The organism is Candidatus Margulisiibacteriota bacterium (assembly GCA_003242895.1).
GTDB lineage: Bacteria > Margulisbacteria > Riflemargulisbacteria > GWF2-39-127 > GWF2-39-127 > GWF2-39-127.
This window is the reverse complement of record QKMY01000057.1, coordinates 44,914-63,098: the sequence shown is the minus strand read 5'-3', so window position 1 is coordinate 63,098 and position 18,185 is coordinate 44,914. Positions and strand designations below refer to the sequence as shown.

Sequence of the window (18,185 nt, the reverse complement as noted above, 5' to 3'; positions counted from 1 at the left end):
TAACGATTACCTAGTTATTAAATAATATAATGTCTGATTGCTCGGTAATAACTCGAAATTGATTGCGCTATTCTTATTCTTTGTTGTTATCTCCTGTTTTGTTTTACCGTCAAACCCTACCGAATAAACATGAATTCCGGCCGAACTATTTTTTATGTTGATACTTGCTTTTACGCCTTCCAGTAATATTGGAGCATCACCAATATCGATGATCTGTGTCTTTACTGTATTATAGATCATACCTGTATTTTCTGCTCGAGCTGTAGCTACAACCAGAATTTTTTTTGACTCTGCTAGCGGTTTACCATCTTTCGAAACAAAAAACAACGAAGCGAAGTCCGTATCTACGGTAAAGTTTATGTTAGCAATTTCAATAGGTATGCTTTTAAGATACCCTATTGCTCCTATTATTTTCTGGCTATTTAATGTGATTATGCCTTTCTTACTATTCCACTCCATCTGCCCTGTAGTGCTCTTGAGCACACTCCCTTTTTTTCCTATATACGTATTCACAAGGTTTAAGCTCGGATCATAATTATTAGGGGCTTTATCAAAAGATTTCGAAACAGCGGTCACAAGCGATAACTCCGGTTTATCAAAAACACCGCGATCTTCTTTTATTAAGTCTTTTAATGCATCATCGCTAACATACTCGCATACAGTAACTTTTGCCGGCGTAATACCTGTACTGTAAAAAGCTTCTCCCGCAACTTGGAGTTGAGAAACAACATTGGGAAACGAAGCGACGTCAAAATTATCGGAAAAAACTTCCGGATATCGTGGGCTGTTAAAACTAAACTGTAGGAGCGCATCCCAATCCTGCAACTTCGCATACGAAGCCATAATCGCTGGTCCTTCAAAATAATAATCACCCGGCCAGGCAGTGTTCCACTCAGATACCACAAAAGGCTTGCCTTTCACTTTTTGTGCTGCAAGAATCGCAGGAATAGATTTTTCGGGATATTTAATCATTGATAGGTTATCAAACACAACACCTGTACCGTACCCAAATTGAGGGTGGTTCCAATAGCGATGCCTGTCGATAAAATCAAGTCCTGCATTTGCCTTGATGTCGAATTCAATATTCTCCCAATGATTAGAACCCGCAACAGGTGACTTTAATCCAATTGAGCGAAGATATTTAAACATCTCAGCAAAATATTTTTTCTCCAGTTCATAATAGAACTGCAGGGTATCCTTTTCTCTCAGATCATTTTTTGCTTCTGTTGGACGGTATTTCGCAAGCATCGTTTTACCTCGACGCACAGTCCCTTTATTCAGCTTTTCATCGGATTCAAGCAATGGAGCTCCATGGCTGTCAGACCATTCAATATCAAGATCATCATGAGTTTTATACTTCTTTTTAAGCCATTTCTGCCACAGAGCGTTCAACTTATTCGTACTTGATTCAGGCAGCCATGGTTGCTGCGCAACGTAAAACAGTGAATTCTCATTCACGATACCAACCATCGCAATTGCCGGATCTTTTAGGTATTGCTTTTGCGTATACGGGTTTACATGTAACAACAAATCTTTTGCATATTTTTTTTGCAGTGCTATAAGTCTGCCATCGTATAAGCCAGTCACTTTTGCACCATTATCTATTTTATCGTGATCATTGACCTTATCTCCTTCTTTAAAGCCCCGATGTACCAACAGGTCGAGATAAATATAGACCCCGCGCTTCTCCAGCTCGGAAATAAAAAAATCGACCTTATCAAGATTTTCCTTAGAGAAATGCTGGGTATCATTATACGTTTTGTCAAAAATATTCGGATCAGACCAGGCAGCATCTAAATGGTGAATACGGACAATGTTGAATCCTAAACGCGCAATCCGATCAGCTAACACACTCGCTTCATTTTTCGAGAGAAAGAGCTGGGGACCAAAAACGTTCGTGCCATAAAATCTGGCTCTCTCGCCATTCTCAAAATAAAAATGGTCATTTTTGACTTTAACAAACCCGTTTTTCCCAGCTGGAGCCTGAAGATTAGGAGATAAATCCAATACACTTCCCGGCTTAATTTCCTGAGGAGCAAAAGTAAACCAATTCTTGGTATTCGTTTTAACAAAATCTTCTCCTACTATCTTTTCACCATTTTTACCAAAAGCATTCATAACAATGTCATCGAACCAGGCTTCGCCTTTGCAGTTAAGCAGTCCTACAAAAAGTTCGACTTTCGTCGTACCTTCAGGCACTTCAAATGCCTGTTCAACTTTCTTCCAGTCAAAATTTCCGGCTGCTTCGTGCACAATTGGCCAGCCACCAAGACGAACACCTTGTTCATTTTTGAATTCCACATTAATTCTAGCTTTTTCCCAAGGCTGTTCGCCCTGAACAATTTTTTTAATTTTCATCCAGGCAGAAATCTTGATATTTTTAATCTTTGTAGAATCTATCTTGATAGACTGTGTGGCAAAGGACCACATATTAGACTCATTATTAATAAAAAGCAGGCCATCACCATTATAACCAGGATACTGTATTCCCCAGTCTGCGCTACCACCATAAACCCATCCCTGCCAGATCTCAAAATCTCCATTTATAACAAAATTATACTGATCCCGGGGGAGCGGCTTATTCGGAACTACTTTAAAATGGGAAAAATCAATTTCACCACTGCAATTCCAAAGTCCGATATTGAGCTGAACAATACGAGTGGCCCTTGGTACCTGAAATACTTTCTTAACCTGTTTCCAGTCAAAACTTCCGGTATAAGACCCAACTTCAGGCCAATCGCCAATCTGTTTACTATTCTTATCAAAAAATAGCACCTGGATTTTTCCGGTTTCCCAAGGCTGATTCCCCCGAGTAACAGAAGACGCTCTCACATAACCAGCTACACTCAATAGGGAGATTTGCCTTCCATCAATTGCAATCTTTTGAGAACCGATAGCAGATCCCGGCTCGTCATTTTTAATATGCAAATAATACTTTCCGGTTTTTTTGTCTTTAATGGTTTTTGAGTTATAAGGCTTCTCACCCCAATTATCGGGAATCCCATTATTATCGATGTCAGCTGAAAAATCAGGATTTTTCAGAAAATTCGTTATTTCAAGAGTATCTATTTTGGCTTGTTTTTTAGCCTGTACAGAAATTCCTGTTACTTTAAAAATATCTGATTTTATGATGAAAAATATCGATGTTATAATAATACCGGCAGCAACAATTAAAATGGCAGCGTTTCTTTTTTTCATTCCTGTTTCCCTTCACGTTAATTAATAGATTTACATGATAATTTATCAGAATTAATTATTAATTATAAGACATTTCTGGATAATATTTAGATAAAACATGAATAATGATAGCAAGTTCAGAACATATATAGAAGCGTATTTCAAAACAAAACCATTAATACTTGTATACCCTTAAAGGAAGATATATCTGCACCTTTTCCCCTGGATTAACGTTGATTTCGCGACTAAGAGAGCCATATACCGAATAATCTTCAGGCACCGTAAACATATCAACGGTAAAAACCTGTTTCCCGGAAGGAACTGAATTGATTATAAACGCACCATTTTCATCTGATTTGCAGGCATCGACACCTTTAACCTGAACTCTTACTCCAGAAATAAGTGGTTCTCCCGGATCATAAATGTTGTTATTATTCTGGTCTAAAAATACTATTCCCTGAACAAGTGATTTAGATGAAAGCCCAAAAGATATAGATTGATCCTGATTTGAATTAAAATATACAGTTCGACGGTCTAATGTTGTAAAAATATACTCACTTCGCAAGACTTCCGGCTCGATGTAAATATCCACATTTGCCCCGTTAACATTATTGAAACTAAAAGCCCCATTTACATCAGTAACCGCAACATTACCATCACTTAAACGGACCTTTATACCTTCAAACCCAGTTTCGCTAGCGGACATTACACCGTCACCATCATTGTCAATAAAAACTGATCCCTTAATCTTTCCATAGCCGGTAGAAAGATGTACTCCGCTATCCAAGAACATTGTCATACCAAAAGTATACTCAGTTACTCTTCGGTCAATACTTAAATCCTTGTCTCCATTAACATTCTTGATATTACCTTCCAAATAAATCCGCTGATCAGCAGCGTTTCTCCATTCTATACGACTTCGCAACAGACTATAGTTCTGCACAACTCTAAAAGAAGTATCATAATCGTCTTGATACCGAGCATAGACATCTAAGTAGAATGGAGTTGTAGCGAGCCTTAATTGCGGCATCGATAAATAGGCCCTCAAACTTTGAGGTGAAAAGTTATCTCTATTACCTGAACGGCTATTCCACTGCTTTTCAACAACAACACTCGCTCCGGCAAATAGGCCATACTGAAATCCAGCAATAGAAGAACTCATACTATAATCCTGGTTACTACTAACATTCTCCTCAAAAGAAGAGGGAGTATATTTAATATAAACTCTTGTTTTTTGAACCGGAGCTAAATAAGAAAGTTCATAATTCTGTCCCTGCCCAATCCCGGAACCCAAAAAGTTACCACGATTCTGCCTCCATAAGCTATGGGTAAAACCCCAGTTATTATAATTGAAGTAAGTAGTCGTGTTGATATCCTGGTTATTGTAGTTTCTATCATATTGAGTATCAACATATTGGTCGACACTGCTGGAAAAAGTTAAGTAATCATTGTATTTGTATCCCGAATTTAGATATAAACCTCTGATCCCATTATAGGAAATGAAATCATTCACAGCTTTATATCCTTGAGAGGCATTTCGATAAGCGGAGTTAATAAAAAACCCGCTATTTTCATAGTTAAGACCTATCTTGCCAGCAAGTCTGCGGCCATTCACAGCTAATTCACCAAGAGTATCTATGTTTTTATTAAGCCGATAGTTTCCGTAGAGGCCAAGGACTAATGACCTAGGCAGATTTTTCTCGGATTTCATTACAGTTGCAAACCCGATGGAGAAATCTCGATCGAATGGAGTAAGTACATTTAATCCAAGAAAATATTGGGTTGGTCTTTCATCACGGTAATTGTCTTTTCCCCACCACCCATATCGGTTAGCTCCGTAAGAAATATTGACGTTAGAAATGCCATACTTAGTCGCATATGTAATTCCCTGAATAGCCTGAAAGGGCAAAACGAACTCGGAGTAACGTAACGTTTGATCACCAAAAGTAAACTTCGTCGACTCCTTTTGAAAAGAAAGCTTGACGCTACTGACACTGCGAGCAATTCCAGCAGCTTCTTTATTTACTTTATAGCCTATTTGGCTTTGCATAAACCCATAATTTGTATTTCCATAGCCATCCAGCACATAATAATCAGAAATATACTCATACCTATTTGCCGTTATCTTTGATTCTGACTCGCCTATTTTCCTTCCAGCAGATATTCCAAACTTAAAACCTGGTTGCAAATCTCCTTTTCCAGTAGATCCGCGTCTTACGATTTCGGGTCTTTTCACAATGACTTTATATGATCTTCTTTTCTCACTGCTCCACACATGGAGTATAGTACTGCCAAGACGACTGCCATAAATACTAACGCTCTTTTTATTATCATTATATGTAGCCGAAACAATAGATTCATCCTGAATAAGATACTTGGAGACATCGGCGATTACATATATTTTATCTTTATTTATAGTTATTGCATCTAAGCAAAACGCCCAAGCTGAATTGACGAGTAACAATATTATAGCTAATAATAGTCGTTTCATATTCCTACCTGATTACTATCGTTTTTTCATCTTTAGCAAGAGTATCGATTCCATTCATAACATCTAAGGTAACAGTATATGTGCCAGCGGCAAGTGAATGGCCAATTATTTTATTCATTATTTTTTTTCCTTTATTCGCTATTTGGAAATTTCTTCCCAGCGATACCATTAATTTCTTATTCCTAAAGGCATCAGAAACAGTGATCAATGCATTTGCACTTATAGCTTCCTCAATAGGATTTTTGAGTAATACAAATAGTTTAATTTTATTTTTATTGACGACCGGATTAAATTTCTCAATAGAAATTTTTTGGGCAAGTCCAAGATTCTCACGCCGTGAAACCGTCTCGCTGGATGTGGATTTATTGTAATTAATTGTTATAGCGGCATCCGACTTATTTAGTAGGTTCAAAGCGTTGCCACCCTGATTAATACTGCGGAATTCTTTTTCTACAACTTTAAAATCTTCTTTGCCATATTCTGTTGTTATTAATGCAGTATAGTCTCCGTCCGGAAGCTTCTGTGATACTTTGTAGGTCCGCACTATTTTTTGTCCCGGCAATACACCAAATTTGTCCATAGATTCTCGAAATGCGACTTGACCTCGATCATTAAGAATTGCAAGCGACGGTTTGACAAGAAGAAAAATATTTCCCATATTCTCAAACATATAAGAAACTGTACGCTTACCATTTTTGTAATCTACAAATACATCTGTCAAGTTTGCATCAATTTTTTCAGTACCCTCTACCTGATGATAAATAATGCTCCCGATTCTACCAGAAAATAAGATATTATTTTTCGTATTATTTTTATCATATGTCTCGAAAAAGATTACGCTATAGTGACCACCAACAGCATTTTTCGGTACAGTCATAATATAGCTTATTTTCTCTTTTCCTAAAGGCTCGACAGCAAATTCTTTTGGATAAATACTGAGCCAAGGGGCGCTCGATAGTCCAGTACTTCCAGCAGGATAAAAAGCTTTTGAACCATCCGGTAAAATTTTCCAGTCAGCTATATAGGACTTAAAGTAGAGAGTATCTTTGCCGGTATTCGCAACGACAACAGTTCCATTGATAACTTTACCTGATTTTGAAGACAGATAAGTACCTGGTTTATCAATATTAAAAGAAAAAGCTCCAGCTACGTTTTGTGCTAATATTATAATCACAATGAGTGACAGTAATTTTCTCATTTACAAATATCCCTTCAAGGATGATCTCATATATATCTTACGATCCATAATTATTAGTTTTATCAATTCAGTGTGAACCTCAACCTGCCCAGATAGTCTCCGGTAATATTACGCCCACCTTCCGGAACCTGGACCGTAACACCAAGAACGACTCTAACCAAAACGTTCGACATTCCGGCAGGAAAAGCATTATTTCCGCAAATCTGCATAGCAGTTCCATTATAATCTACAAAACTTGCACCAGGATCATACCCTGAAAATTCTGGCTTCAAGTAGTCTGTTGTATGATCTTCCCAGGTTGAAAGCAGCGGATCAAGAATCTCCGCCTTTTTCGAATGCCCTATATAAAAAACTTTAAGCTTAATATTCTTCTGAGCTTCAAATGTATTAGAGCCACTATTAAGATTATCGAGATTAACCATGAGATTCCAAGGAACTTCATTCATCGAACAGGTAATTTCTACCTGCAAATATTTCCCGTCAATATAATCCCAGCCGGCTTTTCCCGGGTCAATAAAATCTAAATTATTCGATTTTATTTCTGCAATCAGCGTCTTCTCAGCGTATACCAGGTGTCCAGTTGCTAAAAATAACAGTAGAAGTAATAGTAATAAAATGTTCTTTTTCATTTCTGACCCTCTATTTGATAAACGTCCTAATTATTCTTATTAAGGAAAGTGCACCTGACAATTACTCTGTCATAGTAAATCTAACCAGAGTATGATACTCCCCGCTATTTTGTTTGAACGGAACTTTTAAGCCAAACTTAACAAACACATCGGTACCTTCAATCTTATTATCACCGACGAGTCGAAGATTGTTAAATTCCTGAGATGACGGGCTATACATAAGTGTAGGCGTAACTGTAAATACTTGAGATTTTTCGCCATAAAATGTTCCTGTAGAACCCTTTCCCTTCCAGCCATACCAAAAGAAATTCTCGTTAGGAATAATATCAGCTCCGTTGCTAAGCTCTCTCACATTATTAATTGTTAAAAACCATGGACTACCACTATTCGATTTAGCGCTGATTCTAATCCCAGAATCAGGAACTCCCTGCTTAATTTCACCCGGTTCCATTGTCTCGAAATCGATAAATGTTCTATCGACAGTTAATTCGAACTTTGAGTTAACCCTCACATGGACATCGATATCATTAGTAATCTCTGAATAACATATCCCTGCAAACATTAATACAAACATTGCGATAATTAACTTTTTCATTGTATCTCCTTTCGTTACAACCAAATACATTTATTGTGTCATCATTGTAAAAACAATAGTACCTCTATAATCTCCAGAATTAGTATTAAAGGGAGGTTTCATAATAAATTTAAAAACAAATTGGTAATTATACGACTTATCCTGGCGATCAGGAACATTATTATTAAAAACGAGTGCACTATTACTTAGGCTACTCGTTTGAAATGCACTTTTCTGAAGTATTGTTGGGACCATTCCGGGTATCCGAGTGAGTTCGTTTTTCGCACCCACCTGGGTTTTTGCCTCACTATCATAATATCCGGCATACACTAGTGTCCAGAAAACATCTCCGGCCTTGATAATATCTTGAGGAGAACTTACCCCTTCTTCACGATGAAGGTCATCGATGAGATGCATGCTGAATTGCCAGTTGGAGCCGGAATTATTTCTTGCATAAACTTTGAAACTGTTAGAATCGCCAACTGGAGCCCATATTTCATCATACATGTCCATAGCGCCAAAATCGACATCAAATTTGTCCACATCTAAAGCCGCTGAAAAAGGAATATGAAAAGAAAAATCAATTGTACTTTCTGCTGCATAGCACAATGAAGAAACCATAAAAGATAATAACAATACATAACCTATAATCTTATTGAAACCCATAAATTACCTGATAGCTCCTATATTTTTTCTAAAGTAACAAATTTAACATTATCAATATCAAGAGTAATTGGACCCTCTTTCTGGTCATTCAAAAACTCTAGTTTCAACCATTTTGGACTTGTTTTTTTTGAATCGAATGCCCTATTGCCAACAACTTTCTTTTTATTTGTAAACTTTCTGAGAGGAATGATTACTTTCTTCCAACCAGTCCAGCTTACATATATAGAATAAGAATAAACGTCTGGTTTTTCTCTCATTTCTCTAATAACATCCTGAAGGACTACTTCCGACAGCTCAACCGTTACCTTACTTCTATTACTTCCTCGACCCTGAATCATGATGCTAAAGTGAGTATAGGGGTCTATGACCTTTTTCAGCTTCGTTCTTGCTCCTCCAACATACCAATTATTTGTCTTTCCACTAATATTTAAAAAATTACTTCCAATTTTCCTTTTAATTCCAAGACTATCTTCCATGGTTTTAAGCGAGTCACCTATTTTACTCTTAATAGCACCATGAAATTCCCATTTTAAACTAGTTGTTATCGCACTATCCTCAAAATTATCAACAATATATTCTTTTGTAATGGCTCCAAGAGGAACTGCAGTCAAAACACTCAGCAAACAGAAAAAGATTCCAAAATAATTTGTTATATTTAAGATATTTTTGTTTGATTTTATCATATAAAAATTAAAAAAGCACTTTTTAATACGAATTTTATAATATTTATTTTATTACAAAGAAATATAACACACTTTACCTTAAAATATAAGTATATCTTAATCTATTTATTTTCAAAAGATATTTCCTGTTCACTATAACAAATATCCCCAGGAGCGAGCTCTTTAGATTCCCACAACTGCTCTAACTCGGTATAGCCCGACTTCTCATCTCGATAAATTTCGATATTACAACCATGCGGATATTGTACACCATGAGACGGACTAATTATCTTACTCATAACAAAATCATTAAAAGTGTAATCTATACGTCCTACATCGGAAACAACACCGATCTTAAAACTGCCTTTTTTTTCATTGATCCTAATATTTATCGTATCGGAAGAGTAATCTGTTTCAATTATCTTATTTTTTAATAAATCTTCCCACTGGTCAAATGCCTGGGATTCGAATACTTTAATAGTGCTATATTTAGGATCCCTTAACGGGATAATTATCAATCCTTCTGTCGACACTTGAGTAATATTCCACAAACCATATATTACTGGTCGATCAGAAGTATTCTCTAATTCCCGCTTAACAGTTACCCTCGAACCGCTTAAAGAAATCTTTTTTTTAATTCTTACCCCTAGACTGCAAGGTTTACTTTGCAAAGATATCGATTGTTCGCTATATGATAAGACATTCCAAGCTCCGCTATCTAACTCAAAAGGAGGAGGCCATCCCGCCATATTCCATGATTCTTGAGGTCCCACCCAATCGAAATCCCCACCCCAGTTCAACCATGAGTTATCGTCTGGAGAAGCAATTTTTCCTTCGCTTAATTTGTTTTGTCTACAGAATTCTTTTCCATTGTATGCAATGGAATAAACTCTTCCTCCAATTTGAGGAACAACAACAATCTTTAAAGTATCATTGTAAAGGGTATAGGAATTTTCCCAGTTTCTATAATTTGATATCTCGTACATTTCTACTCGGTCTTACTTTATAATAAACAATGATTATCATCATTACGCCGATAAAACTTAACATTTTTAATACATTAAACTTACTGCTTCCCTTATTTATATTACCTATCTTTATGCTAGATGTTTTTAAGTCACTGCCTAAGGTCTTAATAGTTAAAACATCACCTTTATTCACAAGCCACTCATCAGTTTCTAATTGAGGACCTGTCGAAACTCTCATTTTACCTCTATATATTCCTGAGTCAGCAGATGATTCAAGCAGATGAAGATACCTAGAAATCTCTTTCCCCTTATGCGTAATGTTAATTACAACATCAATTATATCTACAGCATCTTTGTTCCCGTCTTGTCCAACCAGTTCAATAAAAACATCTTTTTTTGATATAGCCTCATTCTTTTTATACTTATATAGATAGCTTTTATCTTTATATATAGTAATCGTTTTAATTATGCTTGGATAAGCATCACCTAATCGATAATTCGTCTTCTCTAGAACTATACTATCCACATACAGGACCACGTTCCTAGTCTCGCCGCCACCAACAACAAACTCCACATTCTTAATGTTAGACAAATCAAAATTTTCAGTATTATCGATAAAAGCCTGTTCGTTATCACTCCAGGATTTCCACCATTTTCGGTTCTTTATAGGCAAAGGATGTATATTTTCATCTTTTACTTCTGGGCTATCGAAAAAATTGGAAGTCCACTTATACCATCCAGGTCCTTTTTTAGGATCGTAAGGGCTATATCCGTTAAGGATTCCCTTTTGTCCCTTATTATCTTCTAATTCAACTTTTATACTACCCACATCGCCAGGTAAATACAACCACATGTAAAATTCATTGATATCGGTCCAATTACCGACATCCCCACGAAGGCCCCAGCAACCGAAATAAGGATAATCTTTATTGCTATATCTTTTATCAACTTTCATCATCGATCCTTCAGATTTTCTGGTCGATTTTTCCACTGACAACCTGTAGGTACTAGAGATTTTATTATTATCAATACGAAATGGAACTGAATAGGCTAAGGATCCGTTAGCTCCAATCCAGATATTTCTACCTTGGTATTCATCATTCTGCCTTATATCAAATTCCACATAGTCACTATCGGCAAAGAAATCTATACCAACAACTTTAGACTTGTTTTTTGAAAGAATTGTTATAGTTTTTCCATCGGACCTGATTTTGTCAAAAAAGTCCAACTTAACCTTTGATAGATTTTTTATAGTCCCTTTTGTTGATATTGTGCCTTCAAATTTATCACCTTTTTTACTGCCAAGCCATCTCACATGCCAGATATTTTTTTCTTTCCAGATATAGTAACCAGGTTTAGAATTAGAATTAACTATTGGCTTATCAGAAACAGGGTTAACCGAATCTACCCACCACGTAACAGGATTCTTATCACTTACCTTCCCATCACTGAAATCATCAATTAGATATTGCTGAACAATCTCCCCTACTTTTATAGACTCAACCTTACCATTCCCATAAGCAATTTTTACTAACCTGCCTTTTTCAATTCCAAGGGTATCTGTCTTGTTATCTGATTTAAGACCTAAGTTAAACTTACCGGTATACACGCCCGTATTAGTCCCGGTTTCCTGAACCATAATGTCGATCGGATATGCATCAGCCCTTGGATCATCGGAGAATACAGAAATCTTATACTTATCAAGAGAGAGTGGATCGCCATCTCCACCGAATATCTTGAAAAAAACATGATTCTGTTTCATTTCGTCATTTCGTGAATAGGGATCTGTGTACGATTTCGTTTTATAAAATGTAATCGCATTAATGTTCGCCGGTGGTGTATTTCCAAAATGAACATTTGCTTTATCAATTCTAAGATTATCTATGACTATAGTTACGCTTCTCTTATCTCCACCGCCTATTGCAAACTGAACGTTCTTGATCTTCCTTAAATCAAGCTTGTCTGACACATCAACATATTTCTGAAGTTCCAGATCCCAGCCTTGCCACCATTTACGATCTTTAATCGGCAAAGGTTGAGCTTTCCCTTCGTCAACATCAAAGCCTCCTGTAAAGCCTGATGTCCATAGATACCACCCCGGTCCTTTTTGATAATCATAAGGATTGTACCCATTCAGAACTGCAGTTATTCCATTAGCATCCTGTATATCAACCCGTATATTGCCAGGATCAGCAAATAAATAGACCCAAAACGATAAACTATCTTTGTCGCTAAAATCCGATACATCTCCAGCAAGTCCCCAACAACCAAAATACGGATAAGAATTTCCAGTATAATTCTTTTTAATTTGAAGAGAACATGCTGTATCTTTAACTTTATCAGTTAAAACTGACAAATCATAATTATTGATAACAGGTAAATTACTAATTTTTATTGGTAACATAAATGGTGATTTCTTGTCTTGCCCAATAAATACCTTATCTTTTGCTTCGACTCCCGATGATTTGAAATAAAGGGTTAAATTGTTGCCATCCATCTTAAATGACAACTGCTTTACTAAATTATTTTTAGCTTTCATATCGAACAACAGCTGCTTCTTATCTTTATCAATTGTTATTCCTTTTTTAAAATCCTTTTTGTCCAATAGTTTTAATTTATTATCAAACCCGATGTATCCTGAAATTTGTTCATCTTTATCCTCCGGATTCCAGATAACATGCCAGACATCATCAATATCCCTGTAGATGTAAACACCTTTGTCGTAGACAGGATCGATAAGAACCTTCTTGGCTACAGGATCTATAGTGTCAATCCACCAGGTAACAGGATTTTTATCAGAAATACTGCCGTCTTCAAAATCATCAATAATATAACTATTCTGCATATCACCAACAATAAAAGAAAATGACCTATCCCCCAATGGGCTAACGACTGTGATCTTTTTACCGCTGGCAGCACCTATTGTCTCCTGAGCCTCACTGCTCGACAGGTCAATTGTAAATTTTCCACGATATATACCGCTATCAGCTTTAGTCTCATATACCCGCAACTTAATCGGAATACAGTTCTTATATTTGTCCCCTGTCAAAATATCAATATAAAAACGATCACGCTCAAAGGGGTTACCATCAACCCCACATAATTCAACATAAATGTTCTTCTTATTAACTTTTTGATTTTCAATAATTTTTTCTTTTAGATAATTCTGATCGGAATAAAGATTAATAGCCGTTATCTTCTTTGGTTTAGCAGAACCTAAATGATAATTAGCACGATACAATTTAATGTTATCAATATTCAAATGAACATCTTTTTTATCTCCACCGCCAATTGAAAGCAACAAATTGATAATATGTGCCAGATTAATTTTCTTTGAAACGTCAATATTTTCCTGTTTAACCAGGTGCCAGCCTCTAAACCAAGTTCTGTCTTTAATTGGTAAAGGCTGAATTTTTTTCTCTGACACCCCTATTCCATATGAGAAATTAGAATCCCATTCATACCATCCCCGACCTTTACTTTCGTCCCAAGGATTATATTCATTCACAATAGCAGAATTACCGGAAGTATCCTCTATATCTACCCGTATATTGCCGATATCCTTAGGGAGATAAACCATAAATTTCAAACTATCCTGAAGACTGAAATTCGCTTTTTCGCCATCCAGTCCCCATTTTCCAATATATGGATAATCTTTTTTATTGTACTTTTTACTAATAAAAAGGGAGTTTTCGCCGTCGTATTTATTCGTATCTGTCGTCAATAATGCATAGGTCGAGGTAATATCTGTATTTTTCAACATAAATGGTATTGAATAAGCTTTTTTATACTCGAATTTTCCTATTTGGAATTTATTGCCATAGTAAATATTATCTATACTTAGATCAAACCATACTTCATCCCCAGTAGCAATAAAATCTATGCCATCATCACCGATTGCCTCATTTCCATTAATTATAATTATATTTTTTTTCGTTTCCGCACTATCACCTTTTTCAAAATTAATTCTCTGTAGTATTTTTATATTATTATTTGCAGTAATTTTTCCGTAAAACAAATGAGAACGGAGATCTCCTGACCAGCGAAGATGCCAAATATCATCTTTTGTCTTCCATAAGAAATATCCTAGTTTTCTCCCAGCAGCGTACTCCGGTTCTCCTCGTAACGGATCGAGATCATCAGTCCACCAACTTGCAGGTGCCTGTTTACTAAGTGTCGTCTCAAAATCCTCTACCACTGTCTCTATCTGGAAATCACCGATTTCATACTTAATATTTTTGAACTTATTTATGCGAGAATATAACTGGATTATACTCCCTCTACTTGCGCCCACGAGGCCCAGTTTCTCTGAACTCTGTATCCCTATTTTTAATTCTCCCCGATAAACACCGGAATTAGCCGATGTCTCTTCAAGGGGAATTTTAATGCCTCTTGATCTCGGATGTTTATCCGAAGAATCAATTTTCACTAATATAGTGTCTGCCGTATAGGGACTACCATCTCTGCCTATTAATTCAACATAAACTCTATTTTGTTTAATTGTCTCACCTTTAGAAAAAGGAATATGAAACTCTTTATCCTTATAAAGCGCTAAATATTTAATATTTTTCGGATCACTTTTTCCTTTATAATAATTACTTGTTTCCAGGTAAACCTTATCAATGTAAAGAGTACAATCTTTGTTTTCTGCAGGTCCAACACAAACTTGCACATTAACAATATCATGTAAATTAAGCTTATTCGACACCTCTACCGTCTTATTCTGATCGAAACTCCATCCCTTCCAAAACTTTCTATCTTTTATTGCCCTTGGTTCAACATTATCTCGGTTAACTTCTGTACCTTTGAGTGTATTTGAACGCCAAACATACCAGCCTTCGCCCTTATTTGGGTCCCAAGGATTATAACCATTTAAAATTGCGATATTTCCTGCTGAATCCTGGATGTCAACTCTGATATTGCCTACATCTTCTTTTAAATAAAGAGAAATGGAAAACTCATCCTTGCCAGACCAGTCTTTAGCTTCTTTATCAAAAAGCACCATTCCAAAATATGGATAGTCTTTTCCTGAGTATTTCTTCTCAACTTTCATGCTATATTTACTTGATCCGAGCTTTTCCTTTGTCGGGGTAAGTAAATAGGTCCCGGTCTCACCTTTCGTTTTTAAAACAAACGGCATACCATATGCTGCGCTTAAGGGGGCGCCTACAAATACACTCTTAGGCTCATATAATCCATCCAATTTTACATCTAATTTTATGTAGCTTCCTTTACATTTAAAGCTGAAACTATCCATTCCACTTTTATCAATACAAGAAAATGATATGGACTTGCCCTGACCTATAACACTATCCCCTTTTTCAAGATTAATATTTTTAACATCGGTGAAATCTCCATCGGAATAAATCTGACCTTGAAACGTATGCATATTGTTAGTTGTTGTTTTCATGACAATATGCCACGTGTCAGAGGCATCAACCCAAATATAATATCCAAACTTTTTAGATTCATTAGATATATCGCTCGGACAACTTGGAAAATAAGAATCTGTCCACCACGATGTCGGATTAGCATCATCTATTGATCCATTAGAATAATCTTCCAGTGTCATAGAGATATATAAATCACCGACGGTTCTTTTTATTTGGTGCTTTTTGCTACCTTCAACAATAATATCAATATCGCTTCCACGAGAAGCGCCAATCTGGTCAAGTGCTTTGTTACTCTCCATCCCAACTCTTAGTTTAGCAACAAAAACTCCGGTATTTCTCGCAGTTTCGGTAAGTTTAAGAGTAATTGGATAATTCTCTTTAATCGGATCATTAGCTGATATTTTGACCTTGACATAGTCTTGGTGCCGTCGATTCGCATCTTTGCCCTTAACAACCACATAAACAAATTCGCTATTAATAGGTCCTTTTTGTTCTTTTGTTAAAGCTTCATCCTCATATACTTTTATGGATTGAATGGTTTTCGGTTCTCTTTGCTGATCTTTATAGAGATTCTGAACAACACCTGCATAGGTAGCTAAACCAAACCATGTCCACATGTTATTAAAGTACTCATTCTGGCTATTCCAGTCACTATGGTCCCATTGAGTCCAATATCCACCCCACTGGCTCTTTATCCACCAGCCATCGCCCCGTTCATTTGAGTAAGGAATTCCGTTGTCATGAGTTGAATCCCGTTTTTCGAGAGGAGTATTCATTGCAAGATGTTCAGGAGTCTCCTGTTTAAGCTGGTCTTCCGGTATAATATATTGCCTCTTCGAAAACCCATCTTGTTCTTCATTGATTAGCGGCATCAAAAATTGCTTGGCAAAATCGAACTCTTCAGCCGCATATAAATATGACAGATATACCCCATAATTAGCGCAATTGGCTCTGAAACAATTGCTTCGATCCTTACGATTCGGTATATCGGCAGGAGGCTCATAATTAGGTTCAAACCAGGGCACATCACCGTTATGCCAGAAGACTGAACTCAATTTACCGTTCAGATCATATTTTTGATCTGGTATATCTTTGGGAGGATTCTTCATTCTCCATTTAAAGAATTTTATCGGGCTGGACTGGCCTGAGGCGAAGAGCACTTCTTTTGCCTGATCAGGCTTATTCCATAAATAATCTACTGATATTCGCCATAAAGCTCTGAAGCTATCAGTCCCAAATTCCGGTTCATTTCGTGGAGAACCATCAGCAAGACTACCATCCTGCTCAACATTTATCCAATCCGGTATCAGATTTGGGGCAGGTTTTTTTGTTCTTGGATCATTCAGATGCATTTTTCCTAATTTATCCGCAATAGGATTCATAGGGAATCGAGGGGAATCTCTAAATATTCTATAGGAAGAATCTACAAGCTGCATCCAATCATGTTTTGGATCGAAATCATCAAATATTCTATAGCTGAAAGGAGAAAGATAACCAGGCTCCAAACTTTTTACATTATTTCCTCCATCTATATAACGGACTCCTCCACCTATAACGGTACATTTATCCCATAAATCATTCAAAATTCCCCGCGCATGTTCAGAGTAATTATTATAAGAATCCTTCTCGGCACTTCCCCACAAACTGTCAGCAAACACTAGCGCTAATGCAATATCCGCATCAGCATCAGTCGCATTATCCCAACCATCTCGCCATGGATCATTCGGATTATGTTCTTTAGTAGGCGGCTGCCATTTATAATAAATAACTCCATCCTGGGATTTCCCATCCCGAGTGGCTATAGTAGGTAACCATCTCCAAGAAAACAAGTTATCTCGGTCAAGATTCAATTCCTCAGGAGTCTTCCAAGCATTCTCGGGATTATTTACATCTTTCCAATAATAAATGTATTTAACATTCGCCCTCTGTAGATTATCATGAGTCCACTTCCAGACTTTATCAAAAGTTTGTTTATCTCTCATCCAAACAGCTCTGAGCATGACATACGAAGCTCCTTCGGAAACAACCGTATACTCATAAGGTTTGGTTGGATTGCCCCAATCAATATCCGAGAGTCCATCCATATCGACATCGGAACCATCAGGAAATGCAAGAGGACAACCATTGTCCAGGATCATCTTTGGGTGCACGAATCTGCCAGCCCACCAATCTCCTTTAAAGTTCTCGTTATTTTTGTAGTGATTCCAGCTATCGTGGACGACTTTTTGGGCAACTTTTTTATATTGCATTAAGGCGTAAAATTGTTCTTGTTTTTTTTTGGAAATAACAAAGTACGTACTTGTTGCTATAATAATAAGAATAATTAATATACTACCATTAATTATACTTAATTTTTTCATTCAATGTTTATCCTTCAAAACCTATAGAGTATTTTCCAATCCCACTAAGCTTGTATTACAAAATATC

General features: G+C 36.5%; 9 protein-coding genes. All 9 read right to left on the bottom strand.

The features are described from left to right. Positions 1–6 precede the first annotated feature (6 nt). Complete coding sequence (locus DKM50_09995; protein PZM78884.1) at positions 7–3,198, bottom strand: hypothetical protein; 3,192 nt, start codon at positions 3,196–3,198, stop codon at positions 7–9. Positions 3,199–3,352: 154 nt separating this feature from the next. Further along, positions 3,353–5,668: a hypothetical protein gene (locus DKM50_09990; GenBank protein PZM78883.1), complete on the bottom strand. Its 2,316-nt coding sequence runs from the start codon at positions 5,666–5,668 to the stop codon at positions 3,353–3,355. A gap of 4 nt (positions 5,669–5,672) precedes the next feature. Next, positions 5,673–6,866: a hypothetical protein gene (locus DKM50_09985; GenBank protein PZM78882.1), complete on the bottom strand. Its 1,194-nt coding sequence runs from the start codon at positions 6,864–6,866 to the stop codon at positions 5,673–5,675. 62 nt (positions 6,867–6,928) lie between these two features. Beyond that, positions 6,929–7,495: a hypothetical protein gene (locus DKM50_09980; protein PZM78881.1), complete on the bottom strand. Its 567-nt coding sequence runs from the start codon at positions 7,493–7,495 to the stop codon at positions 6,929–6,931. A 61-nt stretch (positions 7,496–7,556) separates the two neighbouring features. Continuing rightward, positions 7,557–8,090, bottom strand: coding sequence for a hypothetical protein (locus DKM50_09975; protein PZM78880.1), 534 nt, complete (start codon positions 8,088–8,090; stop codon positions 7,557–7,559). Between the two features lie 30 nt (positions 8,091–8,120). Continuing rightward, a complete protein-coding gene (locus tag DKM50_09970; protein ID PZM78879.1) occupies positions 8,121–8,735 on the bottom strand; it encodes a hypothetical protein in 615 nt (204 codons plus the stop codon). Between the two features lie 17 nt (positions 8,736–8,752). Further along, the gene (locus tag DKM50_09965; protein PZM78878.1) at positions 8,753–9,418 is read right to left on the bottom strand and encodes a hypothetical protein; all 666 of its coding nucleotides are present in this window, start codon (positions 9,416–9,418) and stop codon (positions 8,753–8,755) included. A gap of 101 nt (positions 9,419–9,519) precedes the next feature. Next, positions 9,520–10,383: a hypothetical protein gene (locus tag DKM50_09960; GenBank protein ID PZM78877.1), complete on the bottom strand. Its 864-nt coding sequence runs from the start codon at positions 10,381–10,383 to the stop codon at positions 9,520–9,522. After that, positions 10,361–18,118 (bottom strand): hypothetical protein, encoded by a 7,758-nt coding sequence (locus DKM50_09955; protein PZM78876.1) that lies wholly within the window; start codon positions 18,116–18,118, stop codon positions 10,361–10,363. The genes DKM50_09960 and DKM50_09955 overlap by 23 nt, the downstream gene beginning before the upstream one ends. Between the last annotated feature and the right edge of the window lie 67 nt (positions 18,119–18,185).